This window comes from Shewanella sp. NKUCC05_KAH (assembly GCF_019345585.1).
Classification (GTDB): domain Bacteria; phylum Pseudomonadota; class Gammaproteobacteria; order Enterobacterales; family Shewanellaceae; genus Shewanella; species Shewanella oncorhynchi.
The window spans coordinates 12,726-30,508 of the sequence record NZ_JAHKQZ010000014.1; the positions used below are offsets into that span (position 1 = coordinate 12,726).

At 47.7% G+C, this 17,783-nt stretch carries 9 protein-coding genes; all 9 read right to left on the bottom strand.

Annotated elements, in window-relative coordinates; all coding sequences use genetic code 11:
• Window positions 1–196 precede the first annotated feature (196 nt).
• Window positions 197–10,624, bottom strand: coding sequence for an Ig-like domain-containing protein (locus KO533_RS13380; RefSeq protein WP_219254591.1), 10,428 nt, complete (start codon window positions 10,622–10,624; stop codon window positions 197–199).
• Entirely contained in the window at window positions 10,621–11,481 is an 861-nt protein-coding gene (locus KO533_RS13385) for a sulfotransferase (RefSeq protein ID WP_168826979.1), read from the bottom strand. Before KO533_RS13385 ends, KO533_RS13380 begins: the two co-directional genes overlap by 4 nt.
• 69 nt (window positions 11,482–11,550) lie before the next feature.
• Window positions 11,551–12,087 (bottom strand): tail fiber protein, encoded by a 537-nt coding sequence (locus KO533_RS13390; protein ID WP_113941567.1) that lies wholly within the window; start codon window positions 12,085–12,087, stop codon window positions 11,551–11,553.
• A gap of 11 nt (window positions 12,088–12,098) precedes the next feature.
• Complete coding sequence (locus KO533_RS13395) at window positions 12,099–12,629, bottom strand: tail fiber protein (RefSeq protein WP_219254593.1); 531 nt, start codon at window positions 12,627–12,629, stop codon at window positions 12,099–12,101.
• A 12-nt stretch (window positions 12,630–12,641) separates the two neighbouring features.
• Window positions 12,642–13,163, bottom strand: a complete 522-nt coding sequence (locus KO533_RS13400) for a tail fiber protein (RefSeq protein ID WP_219254595.1) — start codon at window positions 13,161–13,163, stop codon at window positions 12,642–12,644.
• Between the two features lie 84 nt (window positions 13,164–13,247).
• Window positions 13,248–13,739, bottom strand: a complete 492-nt coding sequence (locus KO533_RS13405; RefSeq protein ID WP_219254597.1) for a GNAT family N-acetyltransferase — start codon at window positions 13,737–13,739, stop codon at window positions 13,248–13,250.
• A 276-nt stretch (window positions 13,740–14,015) separates the two neighbouring features.
• Window positions 14,016–15,155, bottom strand: coding sequence for a sulfotransferase family protein (locus KO533_RS13410; protein WP_219254599.1), 1,140 nt, complete (start codon window positions 15,153–15,155; stop codon window positions 14,016–14,018).
• Window positions 15,155–17,200, bottom strand: a complete 2,046-nt coding sequence (locus tag KO533_RS13415; protein ID WP_219254601.1) for a phytanoyl-CoA dioxygenase family protein — start codon at window positions 17,198–17,200, stop codon at window positions 15,155–15,157. Before KO533_RS13415 ends, KO533_RS13410 begins: the two co-directional genes overlap by 1 nt.
• Window positions 17,178–17,765 carry an aspartyl/asparaginyl beta-hydroxylase domain-containing protein gene (locus KO533_RS13420; RefSeq protein WP_173497006.1) on the bottom strand — a complete coding sequence of 196 codons (588 nt, stop codon included), beginning with the start codon at window positions 17,763–17,765 and terminating at the stop codon, window positions 17,178–17,180. Before KO533_RS13420 ends, KO533_RS13415 begins: the two co-directional genes overlap by 23 nt.
• Between the last annotated feature and the right edge of the window lie 18 nt (window positions 17,766–17,783).

The following is a 17,783-nucleotide window of genomic DNA, read 5'->3' on the forward strand; positions in this document are numbered from 1 at the left end:
GTGACAATCTTACTATCCTGTCTTTAATCTACAACCTGAATTTATTACATGCTCCTAATGGTAAGCCACAAATCCTTTGCGATATGCATCACAAACCCAGCCCAGCCTTAAGTGAACACCTTCAAAATATTCTCAAATATGATGTTTTTATTGGATAGTAAAAAGGGGCGAATGCCCCTTTTTACTATGCTAACACTTACAATTGATATCGTAGATTGAGCTGGTAACTGAGGAAATCATTAGGCTCGATATCCACATATTGATATCCCAAACCTACAGACCATGACTCAGTAAATTGATAGCTAAAACGCACCCCCGCATACCAATCTGTACCATCAAGCTCTGTAGTTAAACGACTATTGCCCATAGTGCTACTGATATCCGCTTGCCACCTAAACAATCCGATGGGTACTTCAAACCGCCAAGCTTCATGTTGGAGTAAAGTGAAGCGTAATCCCAGCATGACACCATCGGCCAGTACTGGCGTCACGGCTTTGACCTGCTCATGATATTGCTCAGGGGTGAGACTTGCGCCCTCAATCCTCGCAGTCCCATTACCAAAGTCGGCATAGCCTAATTCGATGGCAACAAAGGGAGTCCATTGATAACCGATACTCACACCCAAAGCAGTATCTTTATCATCAACCGATGTTACAAAGCCTGTCCCCGCTTGTGGCTGTAGATCTCGCCTGCTGCTATCAACCTGAGCTTGCCCGACAAATCCCTCGACATACCAGTTATCAGCCGCATTTGCTTGATTAACGGAGCCTGCGAGCAACACAGCGCCCAAGACTAATTTATGTAATTCCTTACGGCGAATTAACCCCATTGTAAGAATCAAACCTAATGCCCATAAGGACATACTGCCTCCACCCGACTTGTTATCTATCACCACATCTTGGTATGCCTTAACTGTGATTAACGCTTGCCCAGTTGCTTCGCCGCCCAATCCATCACTAATCTGATAACTCACAGTATCTACTCCATCAAATCCAGTTTTAGGGATATAACGTAGTTTATTAGACTCAACAGAAACCGTTCCTTGCTGCGCGGTTACGCTGACTAAGGTTAAAACGTTGCCATCGGGATCACTGTCATTACTCAACACATCGAGTAACAAGCTCGTTCTGTCATCTATGGCAGCACTATCATTCACTGTCGTAGGTACCGTATTGCCATTAACAATCACAGTCAACTCACTACTCGCAGTACCACCTTTACCATCGGTAATGCTATACACCAGCACATCTGTACCGATGAAATCGGTTGCTGGCGTGTAACTTAACTGCTGATTAGCCAAGATAACTACGGTTCCGAACTCGCTGGTGACTTGTGTTACAGTCAAGGCATCACCATCGCTATCCGTATCATTGGCGAGCACATCGACATCGAGACTCTGATTCCAAGGTAAAGAAGCCGTATCTGGGTTCGCCACAGGTAAATGGTTACCATTGAGTATTACTGACACGCCACTTGGGTCGACAATGGTTCGGTTAGCGACGCCATCGTCATCGTTTAGCCCACCATCTTCTATGGTTAACTGAACACACCAATGGCCTTCAGTTAATCCAGAAGTCCAACGATTATCTCCAGGAGGAGGGCAGAAACCACGCTCGCCTTCACTACTGGCGACACTATTGCGCGCATCAATTACAAAATCCTTCCAACCATTTTGGGCTTGATACTTACGATATACTGCATTGGCAGGAACTGGCGAACGTTGTGGTATCACCAGACTGTAACTCTGCCCTTGTTGCGGTAGTCCTGTAGCAATGAAGTCAAAAATCCCCCCCACATTTGCCGCGATACTGTCTTCAGGAACCAGATTAGGTAATAGTTGAATACCACTTTGCTCTTGCATCAGTGCAATATTACCTAAGCGTAAGCACACGCCCGCTTGCCCCTCTGCCAAGAAGTACACAGGCTGCAACTCACCTTCAGGCATCACGTTACAATCATTGATTGCATCCAAGTAATCTGGAATGCCATCGCGGTCTGTATCGGTAAATCCCTCTTGGTTATCAGGGATCAAATCACCGTCGGTATCAGTCCCAGTCAGAGGTGGCAAAGATGGGCGCACAACAATATAAACTTTCTCCGTGGTAGACAGCGCGGGTAAGCCGCTATCCGTCACAGTCAGGCTCACAGGATAAATGCCCGGCAAGACCTCTGTCGGCAAGAAGAACATCCCCGCATCATCGGACTGCAAGTTCAGCGCGCCACTCGACCATACAGATGTCAAAGTATCGTTCATGTTGGCATCGCTAATCTGCGCATGAATATGAACCTCGCCACCATTTTGTGCCACGATAAACTGACGTTCACCCGCTTGAGTCACCTCAAGAGTCACACTCGGGGCAATGTTAGCCTCAGTGATCGACACCTGTGTTTGCTTCTTACTGCCTAAATTCAAACTTGGATCTAGGCTGATCAACACCTCTTCTTCAGCCTCAACTTCCCCATCCTCTATGGTTCTAAAGTGAATATGGGCCAATGTACCCGAAGTAATCTCCACTACCGCATCGACTAAGTCATGATCATTGCTGTCCGCGGAACCTGCAACAGTATAAGGAACTGATATTGGATACTCAGGCGCTACACCGTTTAAGTGAATACTAACAACAACCTCATTGCCCTCACCCACAACTTGATCTTTACTCAAGGAAATTAATGGATGCACTTTTACTTTCTGAGCCTTAGTCGCTTTGTTGCCATCACGATCTACGGCTTGCCAGTAAGCAAGATAACTACCAGGGGCAAAGAATAAACGCTTATCGACCAAAGAAACGGGCAGTGGATGACCATTACGATCAACTGCCTTCGCAAACCCTAGATCCACCCGAGTGAACAAGCCTGTTGAATTAACCTCAACATCACTAGGTACAGTAATAACAGGTAAATTGTCAGCCTCCCCACCTTCTACCAGTAAGTTGACTTTTGCACTTGCTCGCCCTTTCTGACCATCACTAATGGTATAACGAAGTGCAACCGGACCAACATAAGCTGCAGGGGCAGTAAATATGAGTCCATCAGCAGTAATCAGCACACTACCTATGTCTGCTGCCGCGCCATCGATAGTCAAAGTATCACCGTCCACATCAACATCATTCTCTAGCGCAGGTAGTGTGTATTTATCATCCGCGGTGCTGGCTAGAGTGTAATTATCATCTACAGCTTGTGGGTCATCATTCACTGGCGTGACATTCATGGTGATAGTCGCAGGCTCAGAACTCAGTTCAGCATCCTTAGCAATAAAGCTTATCTGATCTGCACCGTTGAAATCTTTCTCCGGTGTGTATAACCACACAGTTCCATGCTGCTCCAAAGTGCCCGATTCAGGTTGGCTCACCACTTCATAGGTAAGAGGATCACTATCTGCATCCTCCCCAGTAAGCGTGATCATCACAGAGCTATCTTCCTCTAAGGTCACACTTGCACTCGTCGCAACAGGCGCATCGTTAACGTTAGTCACTGTGATACTAAAGCTTTGCTCAGCCGTTAAGCCATCTGTGTCCGTCACTCGTAAGGTGACCGGGTGACTGCCCACATCAGCATTGCCAGGCGTGCCGCTGAGTAAACCCGTCGCCGCGTTGAAACTCAACCAGCTTGGTTTGGTCACTGCGCTCAAGGTTAAGCTGTCGCCAGTATCGGAGTCGCTGGCCACTAAGTTGTAACTGTAAGCGGCATCTTGGGTCGCTGCCGTCACCGCCGTTGAACTAATGGTCGGCGCATCGTTGACGTTCGTGACCGTGATACTAAAGCTTTGCTCAGCCGTTAAGCCATCAGTGTCCGTCACTCGTAAGGTGACAGCATGACTGCCCACATCCGCATTGCTCGGCGTGCCACTGAGTAACCCTGTCGCCGCGTTGAAGCTCAACCAGCTCGGTTTGGTCACTGCGCTCAAGGTTAAACTGTCACCGGTATCGGAGTCAGTTGCAGTCAAGGTGTAGCTATAAGCCGCATCTTGAGTTGCTGCCGTCACCGCCGTCGAACTAATTGTTGGCGCATCGTTGACGTTTGTCACTGTAATGCTAAAGGACTGCTCAGCCGTTAAGCCATCTGTGTCCGTCACTCGTAAGGTGACCGCGTGACTGCCCACATCCGCATTGCTCGGCGTACCACTGAGTAACCCTGTCACAGCGTTGAAGCTCAACCAGCTCGGTTTGGTCACTGCGCTCAGCGTTAAGCTGTCGCCAGTATCGGAGTCGCTGGCCACTAAGCTGTAACTGTACGCCGCATCTTGAGTTGCTGCCGTCACCGCCGTCGAACTAATCGTCGGTGCATCGTTGACGTTCGTCACCGTGATACTAAAGCTTTGCTCAGCCGTTAAGCCATCCGTGTCCGTCACTCTTAAGGTGACCGCATGACTGCCCACATCCGCATTGCCTGGCGTGCCACTGAGTAAACCTGTAGTCGCGTTGAAACTTAACCAACTCGGTTTATTGATGGCACTCAGCGTTAATACATCACCCACATCAGAATCAATTGCAGTCAAGGTGTAGCTGTACGCCGCATCTTGAGTTGCTGCCGTCATCGCCGTCGAACTAATCGTCGGCGCATCGTTGACGTTAGTCACTGTAAGATTGAAAGCGGGCAGGCTCGCACTGAGCACTCCATCACTCACACTGATCATAATTGCCGCCGTCGTACCAACATCTGCATTGCTCGGCGTACCGCTCAATGCCCCCGTAGCTGTATTAAAGCTCGCCCACGAAGGTCGATTCGTAATATCAAAGACTAAACTATTACCGTCCGCGTCTGCTGCGATGGGCATAAAGTTATAAAGTGTACCTTGAGCCACATTGGTCGCAGGTGTCCCTAAAATAGTGGGGACACTATTCACCACAACATCGAAGGTCCGAGAGCTAGAATTACCCGCAATATCTACTAGCGTCAGGGTGATGGTGCTCGTGCCCGATCCCAGCGCAGTCACAGTCACACCTCTATTAGCATCGCTTCCTGCCAATACAACATCCGCAAGTGGAACCACAGAGGTATCAGAACTCGCTGGCGTTACGAGGATATCCGTTGCAGCGGTTACATCATCGGCAATAGTAAATGCGAGCGTAGATGAGCTCTCGCCAGGTTGAATGTTTTGATGAGCAATTGCCGAGGAAGTGGGTGCACTCGTATCAATAGTCACAGAAAGGGCGCTCGATGCAACACTGCTATTTCCTGCAATATCAGTCACAACTGCTGTGATGTTATGGGTTCCAGGGCTCATGCTGGTCGCGTTGACACTCCAGTTACCACTCCCATCCGCATTGACTGTACCAAGCTCACCATCAAGATGGCTGCTAAGAACAACACTGGCGCCGGCCTCTGCAGTGCCCGTCAGTACGAGCGTCGTATTCTTGGTGATATTATCCGTTGAACTCACACCTGAATCACTTGCCGCATCGAGATCAGGCGCAGAAGGTGCAACAGGTACAGTGGCGTCTTGAGTAATAGTAGGGACATTCTGAGGGGCAGAAACATTACTCGCTGCATCGCTGGCAACCACAACAAAATTATTGTCACTGTCGGTCGATAATCCGGCGCTCAGGGTCCAAGCGCCCGTCACCACAATAGTATCATCCAACACAGTCGCATTATCGGCAACACCATCATTGTTCATATCGGCATAGAGGCTGATTGTCACCCCATCTTCAGCGTGCGTACCGCTGATCAATGTCGTTACCTGATTGGTACTGATGGCGCCAGCAGGTGTAGTTACCACTGGAACGACGGGAGCTGTCGTATCGACAATCACATCGATACTGTTCCACTGACTGTAGCTTAAGTCAGCATCGTTGCTGCCCGCATCTCGCATAGTGTCGCCATTAAGTGCGATGCCATTGGCATCGACAATTAAACCGCTCGCCCCTGTGTTATCCCCTGCTTGGACTATATATCTATAGGTCAGCACACCACTCGCCGCAGACACAAACACAGCCTGACGAGCCACACCATCGATATCGAGCGACAGCTTAGAAAGTGTGCCAGAAACAGTTACATCCTCGGTCAGAGTAAGAGTGATATCAATAGCACTGCCGACCCCATAATGGCCATCGTTAACATTAACCACATTCACTGCGGGAATTACAGCATCCTTCGATATGGTATCGGTCACTGCGGGACTAGAAACATTACCCGCCGCATCGGTCAGGGTAAGGCTCACAGTCAGAGTGCCATCCCCTAAGCCGCTCACGTCTATATTGACTATCTGTTGTGACGCACTTGCGACCGCAATAGATCCTGTAACAGGCGTGCCTGAACTGCCAGTAATAGTGTAATTCGCGCTGGTTCCCACCTCCGCACTTACTAAAGTCAGGCTAATCGCACTTTGATTTGCCTGAGTAACCGACGTCTGGTCAAAACTGACACCCGAAATAGTTGGTGCATCCGTATCGACAGAGTGTGCAGTGCCAGCACTATAGGTACCGAGTGCATTACCCGCATCATCAACAATATCACTCGTTGTGTGGCCTACCTTCAGACTACCCGTACCCGATATGCCATTAACAGTGACGACAACACCAGTTCCAGAGCTAGCAGAAACGCTCGAAATAGTGCCAGATGCAGTGCCAGTGCTCGCCAGAGCAAAATCATCCGTCGTCAGACTATTCACAGATTCGCTAAAGGCGAGGTTGAATATCACACTGGCATCCGCGGCCGCGGCACCTACTGCAGGAGCCGAGCTGGTTATCGTGGGGATTTGTGTATCGAGCGTAAGCGCAAGTGCCGTCGACACCGCGCCAGTATTGCCGGCAACATCGGTCGCAGTGGCCGTAATGTTGTGCGCGGAATTGCTGGTTAATAGTGGCGTGGTAAACGACCAATTTCCAGAACCATCTGCAGTTGTGGTACCCAATACACCATCGATACTGCTCATGAGCGTCACGGTACTATTCGCCTCAGCGTTGCCTGTGAGTGTCGGAGTGGTATCGCTGGTTAAATTATCTGTGCTGCTGATCCCAGAATCGGAAGCCGTGGCAAGATCGAGTCCCGAAGGTGCTAAAGGCGCATCGCGATCGACTGTGTGACTTGCGCCACCGGTATAAGCGGCAGTATAGCCATTGGTTCCATTACCGTTACCGGAAGCATCTTGGATATTGGAATTCGCCTTGACATCGAGTCTCAGGCTACCAGTGCCGCTCACAGTATTCACCGTCACATCAACACTTGTTCCAGATGCCGCAGAAACGCTGGCAATACTGCCACTTGCCGAGCCTGTTGCCGTGAGCACAAAATCATCGGTAGATAGATTGCTCGCTACCTCATCAAAACTCACAGTAAATACTAGACTAGCCCCATTCGCTGCTGGCGATCCCGTCACGACAATCCCAGTAACCACTGGAGGTGTAACATCGGCAACGGTAAAATTCCAATCGGTTTTATTGCTAATTCCGGCGTAAAGATTACCCGCCAAGTCGGTAATAGCCCCATTAGCGATTTGAATGTAATAACTGGTATTTTCAACTAGGTTAGCGGCTGGATTAATAGTCAACACACCCGCCGTTATCGTTAACTGTCCAACAGGTGAACCCACATCAATCGTCGCTACGGCCACATCGTCGGTGTTGTAAATAACGATATTACCGCTACCGAGTTGAATATCTTCATTCATGGTCAGCACAAAATTGGCACCAACTGCCACCCCAATAGCGCCATCTAGGGGGTTAAAACTCTGTACTGTTGGCGTGGCTGTATCCACGAGAATTGCGGTAGTTGAACCAACCGAGTTCAGCGTAAGCGCTAAATTATTACCCGCGCCGTCAAGCAAGGCGCCCCCATTGGCATCAATACTAGATGCCAAGCCAATACCATCGGTATCGTTATCACCGGCCTGCACTGTGTAGCTAAAGACTAAATTTGAGGTTCCGGAGCCACTGATATATGAGGCATAACGGGTTGTTCCACCAATAGTCAAGACGATACGCGGCGTACCCCCGCCCGTATTAACAGTCACATTTTCAGTGCTGCTCACCGTAAAAATCAAGGTATCATCAACTGCATAAGTATTATCTGTGGGCACTGTAACGCTACTCACAGTTGGTGGTACCGCATCCACTAATACGGCCGTCGTGCTGCCAATCGAATTTAACACTAAGTTCAGAGTATTACCCGAGCCCTCTTTTAAAGTGCCGCCATTGGCTTCTATCGATCCCGCGATCGCTATTCCATCGGTATCGAGATCGCCACTCTGCACTGTATAGCGGAAAGTCAATGCGCTGCTGCCAGTACCTGAAAGATAGCTTGCATACACAGTGGATGCACCGAGCGTCAATGCAATACGCGGCGTGCCACCAACAGTAATAGCTTCGCTAGTATTGACGGTAAAATCGAGGGATTGCCCGGTAATATAAGTCGCATTGGCCGGAACGCTAACACTCGTTACCGCTGGCACCACATTATCCACAGTGGCGTTACTGCTATCTGCCTGAGTTCTGGTATTACCTGCATTATCCGTTGCAGTGACTGACACATTACGATTAGTGGTATTAATAGCGCCCGCAACTAAGGTATAAATCGCCGTCCAAGTACCGCTGTTATTGGTTGCCGCGACAGCGCCACCACCAAACTGGCTGAAGTCAGCCGTCGCAGCACTGATGGTATCGCTGTTATCGTCCCCAATGGCGCTATTGTCCCAGCTGGCAGTGACTGTATCACCAGCGATAAAAGTGCCAGCAGTACCAGTACCGCCGGAAATGCCGATATAAACATCGGACACAAATGGCGCAACGTTATCGAGTGTCGCGTTGCTGGTGTCTGCCGTTGTCGTATTGTTGCCCGCGTTATCGGTTGCGCTGAAGGAAATATTCCGGTTGGTGGTGTCAATCGCACCAGCCACTATCGTGTAGGTTGCAGTCCAAGTACCACTGCTGTTAGTTGCTGCAACAGCGGCACCACCACCAAATTGTGAAAAGTTGACGGTAGCTGAACTAATCGTATCACTGTTGTTATCACCACCGGCCGTGTTGTTCCAGGTCGCGGTGACGGTGTCGCCAATTTTATAGGCACCTCCGGTACCAGTGGCTCCGCTGAGGCCAAGACGGTTATCCGTGACAACTGGCGCAACGTTATCCACAACAGCATTAGTAGTGTCAGCAGTAGTAGTTCCCCCCTGGGCATTGGTTGCGGTCACACTGACATTACGACTGGACGCATCAATCGCACCTGAGGTGATAACATAAGTTGCCGTCCAAGTTCCGCTGCTATCCGTTGCAGCCACTGCGGCGCCGCCGCCAAACTGAGAGAAATCAACAGTCACCCCCGTCACACCTGAGTTATTGTCGCCTCCAGCTGTATTATTCCAAGTTGCGGTAACTATATCGCCAATTTTATATGCCCCGCTCGTACCTGACGCGCCGGAGATACTGATACGGGCATCACTTACTGTAGGTAGAGGAGGAGTATCTATTGCATTCGCGACTGTGAAGCTACGAAACTCAAAGTTCTCCGGCCCATCATTTGGCAAAGTACAAGCACTTGCACAATCAAAAAATAATTTGAACCCTTTTAGCTTAACGCCAGAAAAAGATCCTAACTGCCCAGCACCAAAGGCGAAGTTTTGAGCACCTGGGACTCCGTTAACAACAGATGACGTAACCGTTCCGCCACTCTGCAGGTAACCGACAATACGCAGATTAGTAAATTCACTAGAGTAGCCAGCGTACTCGCCTCCCGTTAATCCCGTTAACTCAAATGCAGTAGTATTGGTACCATCGGCGCGCAAATAAAAATAATGGTTAGTGCTAGTCGCACCACCATGCATGTAAGCAAAATTGCCAAGGCCATTACCTAGATTTTGAGTGACTCCATCCCCCCCCTTAGCTGTTAATCTGAAATGGGTTGTGCTGAGCTGTGCAGTTCCCTGTCCACTCCAACCTGCAAAATCATAAGTGCCATCTACAATTGGCGCTAACACCTCTGAAAAATCCCTTAATGCTTTTTCAGAAAACACCAAAGTAGATTCAATATTTCCGCGGGTAACTTCTAAATCCCAGTCGCCCTGCAACTCGGCATTACCGGTTAAATTATTGGAGGCGGCAACATCCAAACCCGTGTTATTGCTAATGATATCCAGCAGCGCTTCACCGCTTTCATTCGCGGCCAAATCACAACCATAAAATAATAAATCGCCACCTTCACGCACCGCGCCTTTTAGCGCAGCAAATGCCTGCACTTCTTGCTGGATTATCTCTGGGGTAATACGTGAATTGCCTAGCAGTATCACACCAGCTTGTGCGTGGGAAACCACATGAATAGCTGCGAGATTTTTGTGACCATCAAGTACATTAATTAATTGCGGTAATCCAGCGATAGAAGAATCTAACTCTACCAATTGAACACTAGGTTTAAGGGCGCGACGCAATACCGATTTATCAGCTTCAGCCACTGCGCCATCAACAATCACCAGCTCACGCACCGGATGTGCACTCTGGATATCCAGTTGATCGCCAGATAAATCAATTAGATCCTGTGGTAGAGAGGTGTCTGAACGCAATAATAGATCGGTCGATGCACTTATCGATGAACTCAAATAGGATCGCTGATAACTCGGCGCTGCAATAGCACCAGCACCATAGAGTCCGAATGGTAATAACAGCGAGGAAAGCCCACTAAGCAGTGCGTGTCTCATGATAAGTGATTCCCTTCATTTTTTGCGTTAGGTGCTACAGGTTTTTTACTTGCAATAATATTGGCTGCAGTGCCAGTACTATCTAGCCAGAAGTCCATTTCTTGATACTTCATAAATAAGTCAGGCGGTAAAATACTGCGCCTACTTTTGTATTCCACTTTCCGCTTAACGCTATGCAAACCTTTGACCCCAAGATTGTGGTCAAACTCATTTTCAGCATAGTCGACATTATTAAAATCGTGTTCGAATTGCGGTTCGCCAATAAAACGATAGATTAACTCCAGCGTGCGTGCCGGATGCTGGGTAAGCAGATCATAATCCACTAATAGCAAGCGATCAGAAAACTCGCCGTAATAGGCTTCCTTGAGTGCGGTCCATGCACTTCCAACCGCACCACCAGCATTGATTAATGACTCGCAACGGCTATAAACCGTCTGACGCGAGGCCGCATTGAACATACGGCTGTAATCAAATGGGTTTTTACGGTAAATCACTTCAAAACTATCCATAATCCAAGCCGGATTGCGCACACAACAAATCACTTTAAAATCATCAACCAACTCTACCAATTGATGTAGACGGGCAGTCCAGTGACGGTTTGTGTCGAAAATAACCGGATGATTTTTATCTTGATAATAAGCATCAATTAATGCCCGACAAATGACCTTACGTTTATGTTCATCGAAAAATGAATAGGACTCACTACCAGCCCCCATTTGTTCGAGGGCACCATTCACAAGCCCCGCTACAGGGCTACTGATAGCCGCATGAAAGCGTGGATTTTGCCGAAGTATACCTGCGAGCAGCGTCGAGCCAGCACGCGGTAAACCTGAAATAAAATGTAATTTGTTTGGCATTAATGTGACTTACTAATTAAAAATATTTATTAAAAACTTCCCGACAAACATGCCGGGATCATTCATCAATTAATTGCGTGCCGGAAATACACCATAAAGGGCAATACAATAATTCAATGCGATAAATGGCTGACGGTTTTCATGGGGTAGACCACCACCATTTAGACCTAAAGTCTGTGGTGCCATAGTGGTATTTAATGTACCTGGTGCTGCCTGCATATAGTTGACTATGCCACCACCACGTCCATCCTTCGCAAGATAGGTATTCGCTGCCGGAGAAGGCAAAGTCCCCTGATTATTCAAACCGGTCAGCGTGTGGTTGTGTGCTGGCATTTCAGTGGAGATCAGCGTCACCCCATTTTCACCAAACTGTTCGCCCCAATCCCAGGTTCTCAGCCCGGGGCCCTGACCTACACCAACTACGGTCTGCCCCTGCAAATTAGGCAATTGGAACGTGGTTGTACCATTGCCACCATAAGTAATTCCGATAATTGAAAACAACGCGGTATTACTTGCGATTGACAATATTTGGCCATTACACAGCGCCCAATTGTGGGGAGCGAAGCTGAATGGCAACAAACGGATTTCACCTATAAATGGATCCATAATTTCGCTCCTTAATTACGCGATGGGAAAATGCCTTCAATACATATGATGTAATTTATCGCTGTAGTAGGCATGATGTTATTGTGTGGTTGTGTTCCCCCTGAGGCTTGCACACTGAGTGCATTCATAACTTGAGGATCGGCACCGCTAGATGGCAAAGGAGCATAAATACTATCGGTATTACTGTGGGCAAAGACATTACCCATAGGGCTAGGTGATGTGGAGGGACTTGCAGTACTCGCCGACAAACTATGGCTGTGTGAAGGTATTTGCGGCGTTAATAAGGTAACGGATTCAACACCAAACTGCTGACCGATAACACGGGGAGTCAGACCAGGGCCATTACCCTGCCCAACCGGAAGGCGACCGCGCAAATCCGGCAATTGAAATGTTGTTACCCCATCACCACCATAAGTGGTTCCGATAATTGCGAAAAGAGTGCTTTGCTCACTAATACTTAATAGCTGACCAGCGCACAACATCCAACCTCTAGGTGCAAAACTACCCGCAAAAAGACGGATATCACCGATATAAGGATCCATAGTGATTCTCCTCTAGTTACGTGAAGGGTAAATGCCTTGAGTGGCAATGCAATAATTCATTACCAGTGAAGGCTGACAATTTTCATGGGCTTGATTGCCGCCGGTACTGGATACAGTTGCAGGGTCCAACGCTTGTAAACTTGCAGCGGACCCATACAAATTGACCTCACCTGCTGTATTTTTGGCGGCGGCAATATTATTGCCTGCAAGCAACGTGGTATCGCCCGCCGTAGAACTGGCCATCACAAGGTGATTGTGTACTGGCAGGTTGTTAGGTACTAGGGTTACATTTTCAACACCCGCCTTACTGCCCTGAGGCAAACCTGCACTAACATTAGGGTGAACTGGTACGCGACCACGTAAATCCGGCAACGCAAAAGTATTGATACCGTCGCCACCGTAGGTCGTACCCAAGAGTGAAAAAAGCGCTTGGTTGGTGTTGATGGGCAATAATTGCCCTGCACACAAAGTCCAATACTTAGGTGCCCAGTTGTATGGGAGAAGCTTAATTTCTCCGAGAAAAAAATCAGACATCCATGACTCCTTAATAAAAATAAACCTATCTATACATCATCTGTTTGATTACACACGCTTTCCTCTTCCCTCAAACAACACTACCTATGGTGATGGCCACGATAGCCACTCTTGAGTAGGTGATATTTCAAAAGGTGAGAAACCCAAACGAAGATATAACTGTTTCGCACGCATATTTTGTCGATCAACACTCAGACTCACACTCGCCTCTTTTGCTTGGGCATAGGCTTTTACCGAGTCCAAAATGACTGAACCATAACCATAGCCACGAAATTGCGGTGCGATGACAAAATCGACGATATGGACACCGTTAGCAGAGGGATTAAGTATGATTTTGCCAATAGAAATTGATTGATATTCAATGATTAGAGTCACCGCTTGAGGGTATTGGGCAGCGTAACTCGCTTGCTGTAAGCGGTATTGTTGTTGCACTAACAGCTCTCGTTGCTGTGGGGGAAGCGGTAATAGAGACAATTCCGTCCTTGCAGAACAAAATAGTGCAAATACAAAAGCATCGTCATTTTTATACGCATAACGCAATGAATAGGCTTTAGGTAATACGATGTCTTCTACCATCAAATACATTCCCTGTAATAAGTAACTCTAACAGCGCTTTATAGTTCTTTAATTCGTCGTGGCAGCTCGGGGTTAACGGGCAAAACTCAACAAATCGAATGACAGGTTTAAAGAGTGACTCAGGGAAATGCGTTCGCAGAATAAAAAAGGCTAACGACTTGGAAGTACATGGTTGCATTTTCCATCCCTAGAATAAAAACGTTAACTTGCTGATATTTTTTAATATAGATAGTTGGCTAAAGCTAGTTCACATCACACAAAAATACAAGATTTATGTTAACCTTTAGTTTCAAAAAGGTGAAGATTAGACCAGTTACAATAACGGTGGATCTGTTCTTTTTGCTTAGCCGAAAAAAAACTTTGTTTAGATTGTGAATCTGCTACAAAGGGCTGCGTGGCTGTTTTAGAGTGTATTAACTGACATTGTTCGACTTGGCTGCACTCTTCTTTAGAGAGAGCCAACGAAAACCAGTTTGCGATTTTATTCGCTATCGCGGGTAACAACTCCTGATAATCCACGACCATCACTTGGTTACGCTGACTCATCTCTAACCCATAACCCAATAACAAGCGCAATACCTTACATTGATAATCCAGTATCGACTCCCCCTCCTCTGGTACTGATAATTCACGGAATAAAGGTCGAGACGGTTGTCGCACCATATGATATCCAGCAGACTTTTGCTGCGAGGCTAAGATCTCGACGGGGTCCCTAAGTAGCAATAACACGGGAACTTGAGGATAAAGTGATAGGATCGATGGCCAAAACTGCAAATCCCACGCATTCCATTTAATCAACAAATGCTGTTCAGGATGAAACAACTGACCTTGGGTATTAATGCAAAATATTAAAGCTGCGCGTCTTTCAGTGTCTGATAGGTTCCTATCCAATAGCACTTGAGTCAGCAAAGGCGATTCAGATAACGCCCTGCATTTAGATAACCCCGCAAAACTGCGCGACACTAAGGTAGATCCACAGCGAGAGAGGTGAAATATAAATCCGGCAGGCTGCACTTGTTCTACTAGCCCAGAAAGATTTGGCGCAGGTAACAGAGCAGTTTGGGGTTTGATCAAGGCGGACAATAACTGACCCCGCACGGCAGAAATATGCTCCGAGTAGAAAGGATGAATCGGTTTTTCTGCGGCGGACATCCACTCTAATACTCTGCGTTTAGGGTCATAGTCTGCTGGCGCCCAAAACTGGCAGAAGAGTGAATAATCCGGCTCTATCCTTTGTCGATTACCAGTATGCAAGATGGCCAGTAACGTATCATCACCACAGTCTGGTAAGTGCCAAAAAAGCCGCAAATATTGGCAAAAGTTGGTGAGAGTCATAACCTTGCCAAGCTCCCTCAGGGCGGCTGGATTATGAACTAACAACCAATAGCGTTGCTGTTGTTCTTTAAAATCAACCATTAGGAAGCCATAGGGTAAAAGTTAATGTATTGCACCATACGCGGTAACGTCCCACAATTAGGACTGGCGCCGTGGGGCAAGGCATGGTGCCAAATGATTAAATCGCCCGCTTTAGCAGCTATAGGTTTTACTTGCCAGCGATGCCAATCCTGTTGCTGAAGCTCAATATCAGGCTTGTTCTGTTCGAGAAGCCACTCCTCTATCTTGAGATGAAATCCGGGGACACAACAGAATGCGCCTTGTTCCGCACTGGTATCGGTTAAATAAATTAACCCTTGAGTCGCAAACTTAACGGGTAGCTGTAGCGGCATATCCCAGTGCATATCAGGACCGGGGAAATGCCAAGTTGGCGTTTCAGGTGGATTAAAGCTGACTCTATCGGTTGTCATGACTAAATCAGTTCGCTGCCACAATTGTTCAAACACTTGACGGATTTTGGGGACTTGTCGATTCGCGTCCAGTTGCGGATGGCGAAACAGTTGCAGCATGATTTTCTGCATAAACTCATGAGGTTGATACCAAGTGGTGGGATCTTGTTCATTGGCTCCTAACTGCTGCCAAATAAAATCTCGTGTTGCGGCGCATTGCTCTGCCGTGAGTACTTGCGGGATCACTAAGTAGCCTTCACTTTGCCAAAAATTGAGTTGTGACTCACTGAGGACTGCCGCCGGATTTGAGTCTTCAACCTCTGCTGAATTTAAGTCTTCGACTTCTGGTACTGTGACCGATGGCATTAATCCATGGGAAATAGCGCCTAATTGCTGATTAATCCCAGCAATATCCGCGGCTGTCAGCTTGGCGATTTGCTGAATGTAAGCAACAAAAGCTGACTGATGATCGTTTTGATATAAAGCTCTTAGACCCGGCTCTAGCCCTATTCCACAAAGATCCAGCAAGGTTTTATCTAAGTGCCATTCATTAGCCAGTTCGGTGAATGACACTCCCCGTTTGCGTAGCTGTATCTTTTGCCAAAGCCGCTGCAAATGATAAATGCCTAAGCAGCTCAGATCGTCACTCGACACAAGCACAGGGTTTTGCTCTATAACATCAAACACAAAATCGGGATGAGTCCCCTGCTCATATCGAAAAGCAAGGCATGAGAGAGGCTTAAGCCAATGCTCGCGTCGATATCGAGGCAGTGTGAGTTGAGATTGGTTTTCGCTCAGCGTGGAATTACCATAGACTTGAATGGAAGTCGTGAACTTAAGCGTTACCGCACTCGGGCTGAAATCGGGCAATAGTAATGTACCAGCCAAGAAACTGCGGTCTCCACTGGCAAGCAAGCGTGCTGTTTGTAGGTTGAGCGCGAATAACGGCCCTAAATAATGCGTCTCCACAAAATCCTGCACAGTACGACACTCAAGCCAAGCTTCTAACTCAATATTTTGCGGGATGAGCACACCATCATCTGCAAGATACGCCTGTAAATGGGTAAAAATTTGCACTTGCGGCTCCTGTTGCAACAAGTGCTTCATGGTTTCGGAAAGAATCACATCAAACTTAACGACTGTATTTGGCTGCCAAAGCGTGGCATCCGCACAAGCACTCTCCACCACACGATCAGCTAAATCAAAGTGTTCAATAAGCTTGGTGACTTTATCTAACGAGGCTTGATGAATGTCGAGCAAGGTCACTTGAATTTGACTCGCAGAAAATAACGGCAACAGAGGTAATAATAACCAAGCAAAAGGCCCTGTCCCCGCATATAAGATGTTCACAGTCTGCCCGGGATGAGCCTTTAGACGATCTTGTATTGCTTGATAAATCCCTTGTATAAAGACTCGCCCCCGCTCGGGATCTTCGGCACACTGCGCCGCGGTAGTGAGTGACACCGCCTTACCAAAAGGCGTATGGCTCGCCTCAGTATCCAAAAAAGACTCGGGGTGTAACTCCACTGCTGCTATTTGGCACAACTGCTTCAGCATGGGATCGATGAGCCGTTTAGACTCCCCCGCTGAGGTCGACAGCAGTAGCGCATTAGCAAACTGAGTTAATACAGCTACATCCAAACTATGCCCGAATTCAAGCTCTGATCTTTGCAGCATCGATTAACTCCCTTAACCAAGTGTTGACCTCGCAATCAATCACTAAATTGATCCGCGCATCCTGCCCTTTATTTTCAACCCAATGAACTTGGTCGGCATTGATATACCAAAGCTCTCCGGCCTGCATGGGTACACGTTTATCGTCCACGTAAAAGTTGAGTTGCTCATTCGTTTGCAGTGGCAAATGTAATCTTGCCTCGCCTTGTTCTAGGCAGAGCCCTTGATCTCTATGGGGTTTGATTTCTGCCCCCGCATGTAAGCGCATCAAACGCACGGATTTCACTGGGCAGGCTAAAGATTGCAGAAAATGGCATAACGCAGGGCTCGATTCGAGTTGAGGCAAATCTTGCCAGTGCTGACCAGTAGAAATTGAGAAGGCTTGCAAGATAGGATGAGCACCGCGATACTCTGCAGCACAGCGTAAGACGAGAACATCCCACCCCCCCATATAATCACGCTGATTTACATGGGGTAACCAGTCTTGTTGCAGCAAAGCATTCAACTCTTGCTGTAAACTAAGGGAGTTTGAAACTTGAGCTAATAGGGCAAAAGAACAGATATCCATATCCAACCGCTTAATTTT

Excerpts from the sequence above, each read along its gene's own strand:
- KO533_RS13380 (WP_219254591.1), bottom strand. The coding sequence starts at position 10,624 with ATGAGACACGCACTGCTTAGTGGGCTTTCCTCGCTGTTATTACCATTC.
- KO533_RS13385 (WP_168826979.1), bottom strand. The coding sequence starts at position 11,481 with ATGCCAAACAAATTACATTTTATTTCAGGTTTACCGCGTGCTGGCTCG.
- KO533_RS13415 (WP_219254601.1), bottom strand. The coding sequence starts at position 17,200 with ATGCTGCAAAGATCAGAGCTTGAATTCGGGCATAGTTTGGATGTAGCT.
- KO533_RS13400 (WP_219254595.1), bottom strand. The coding sequence starts at position 13,163 with ATGTCTGATTTTTTTCTCGGAGAAATTAAGCTTCTCCCATACAACTGG.
- KO533_RS13395 (WP_219254593.1), bottom strand. The coding sequence starts at position 12,629 with ATGGATCCTTATATCGGTGATATCCGTCTTTTTGCGGGTAGTTTTGCA.
- KO533_RS13405 (WP_219254597.1), bottom strand. The coding sequence starts at position 13,739 with ATGGTAGAAGACATCGTATTACCTAAAGCCTATTCATTGCGTTATGCG.
- KO533_RS13390 (WP_113941567.1), bottom strand. The coding sequence starts at position 12,087 with ATGGATCCATTTATAGGTGAAATCCGTTTGTTGCCATTCAGCTTCGCT.
- KO533_RS13410 (WP_219254599.1), bottom strand. The coding sequence starts at position 15,155 with ATGGTTGATTTTAAAGAACAACAGCAACGCTATTGGTTGTTAGTTCAT.
- KO533_RS13420 (WP_173497006.1), bottom strand. The coding sequence starts at position 17,765 with ATGGATATCTGTTCTTTTGCCCTATTAGCTCAAGTTTCAAACTCCCTT.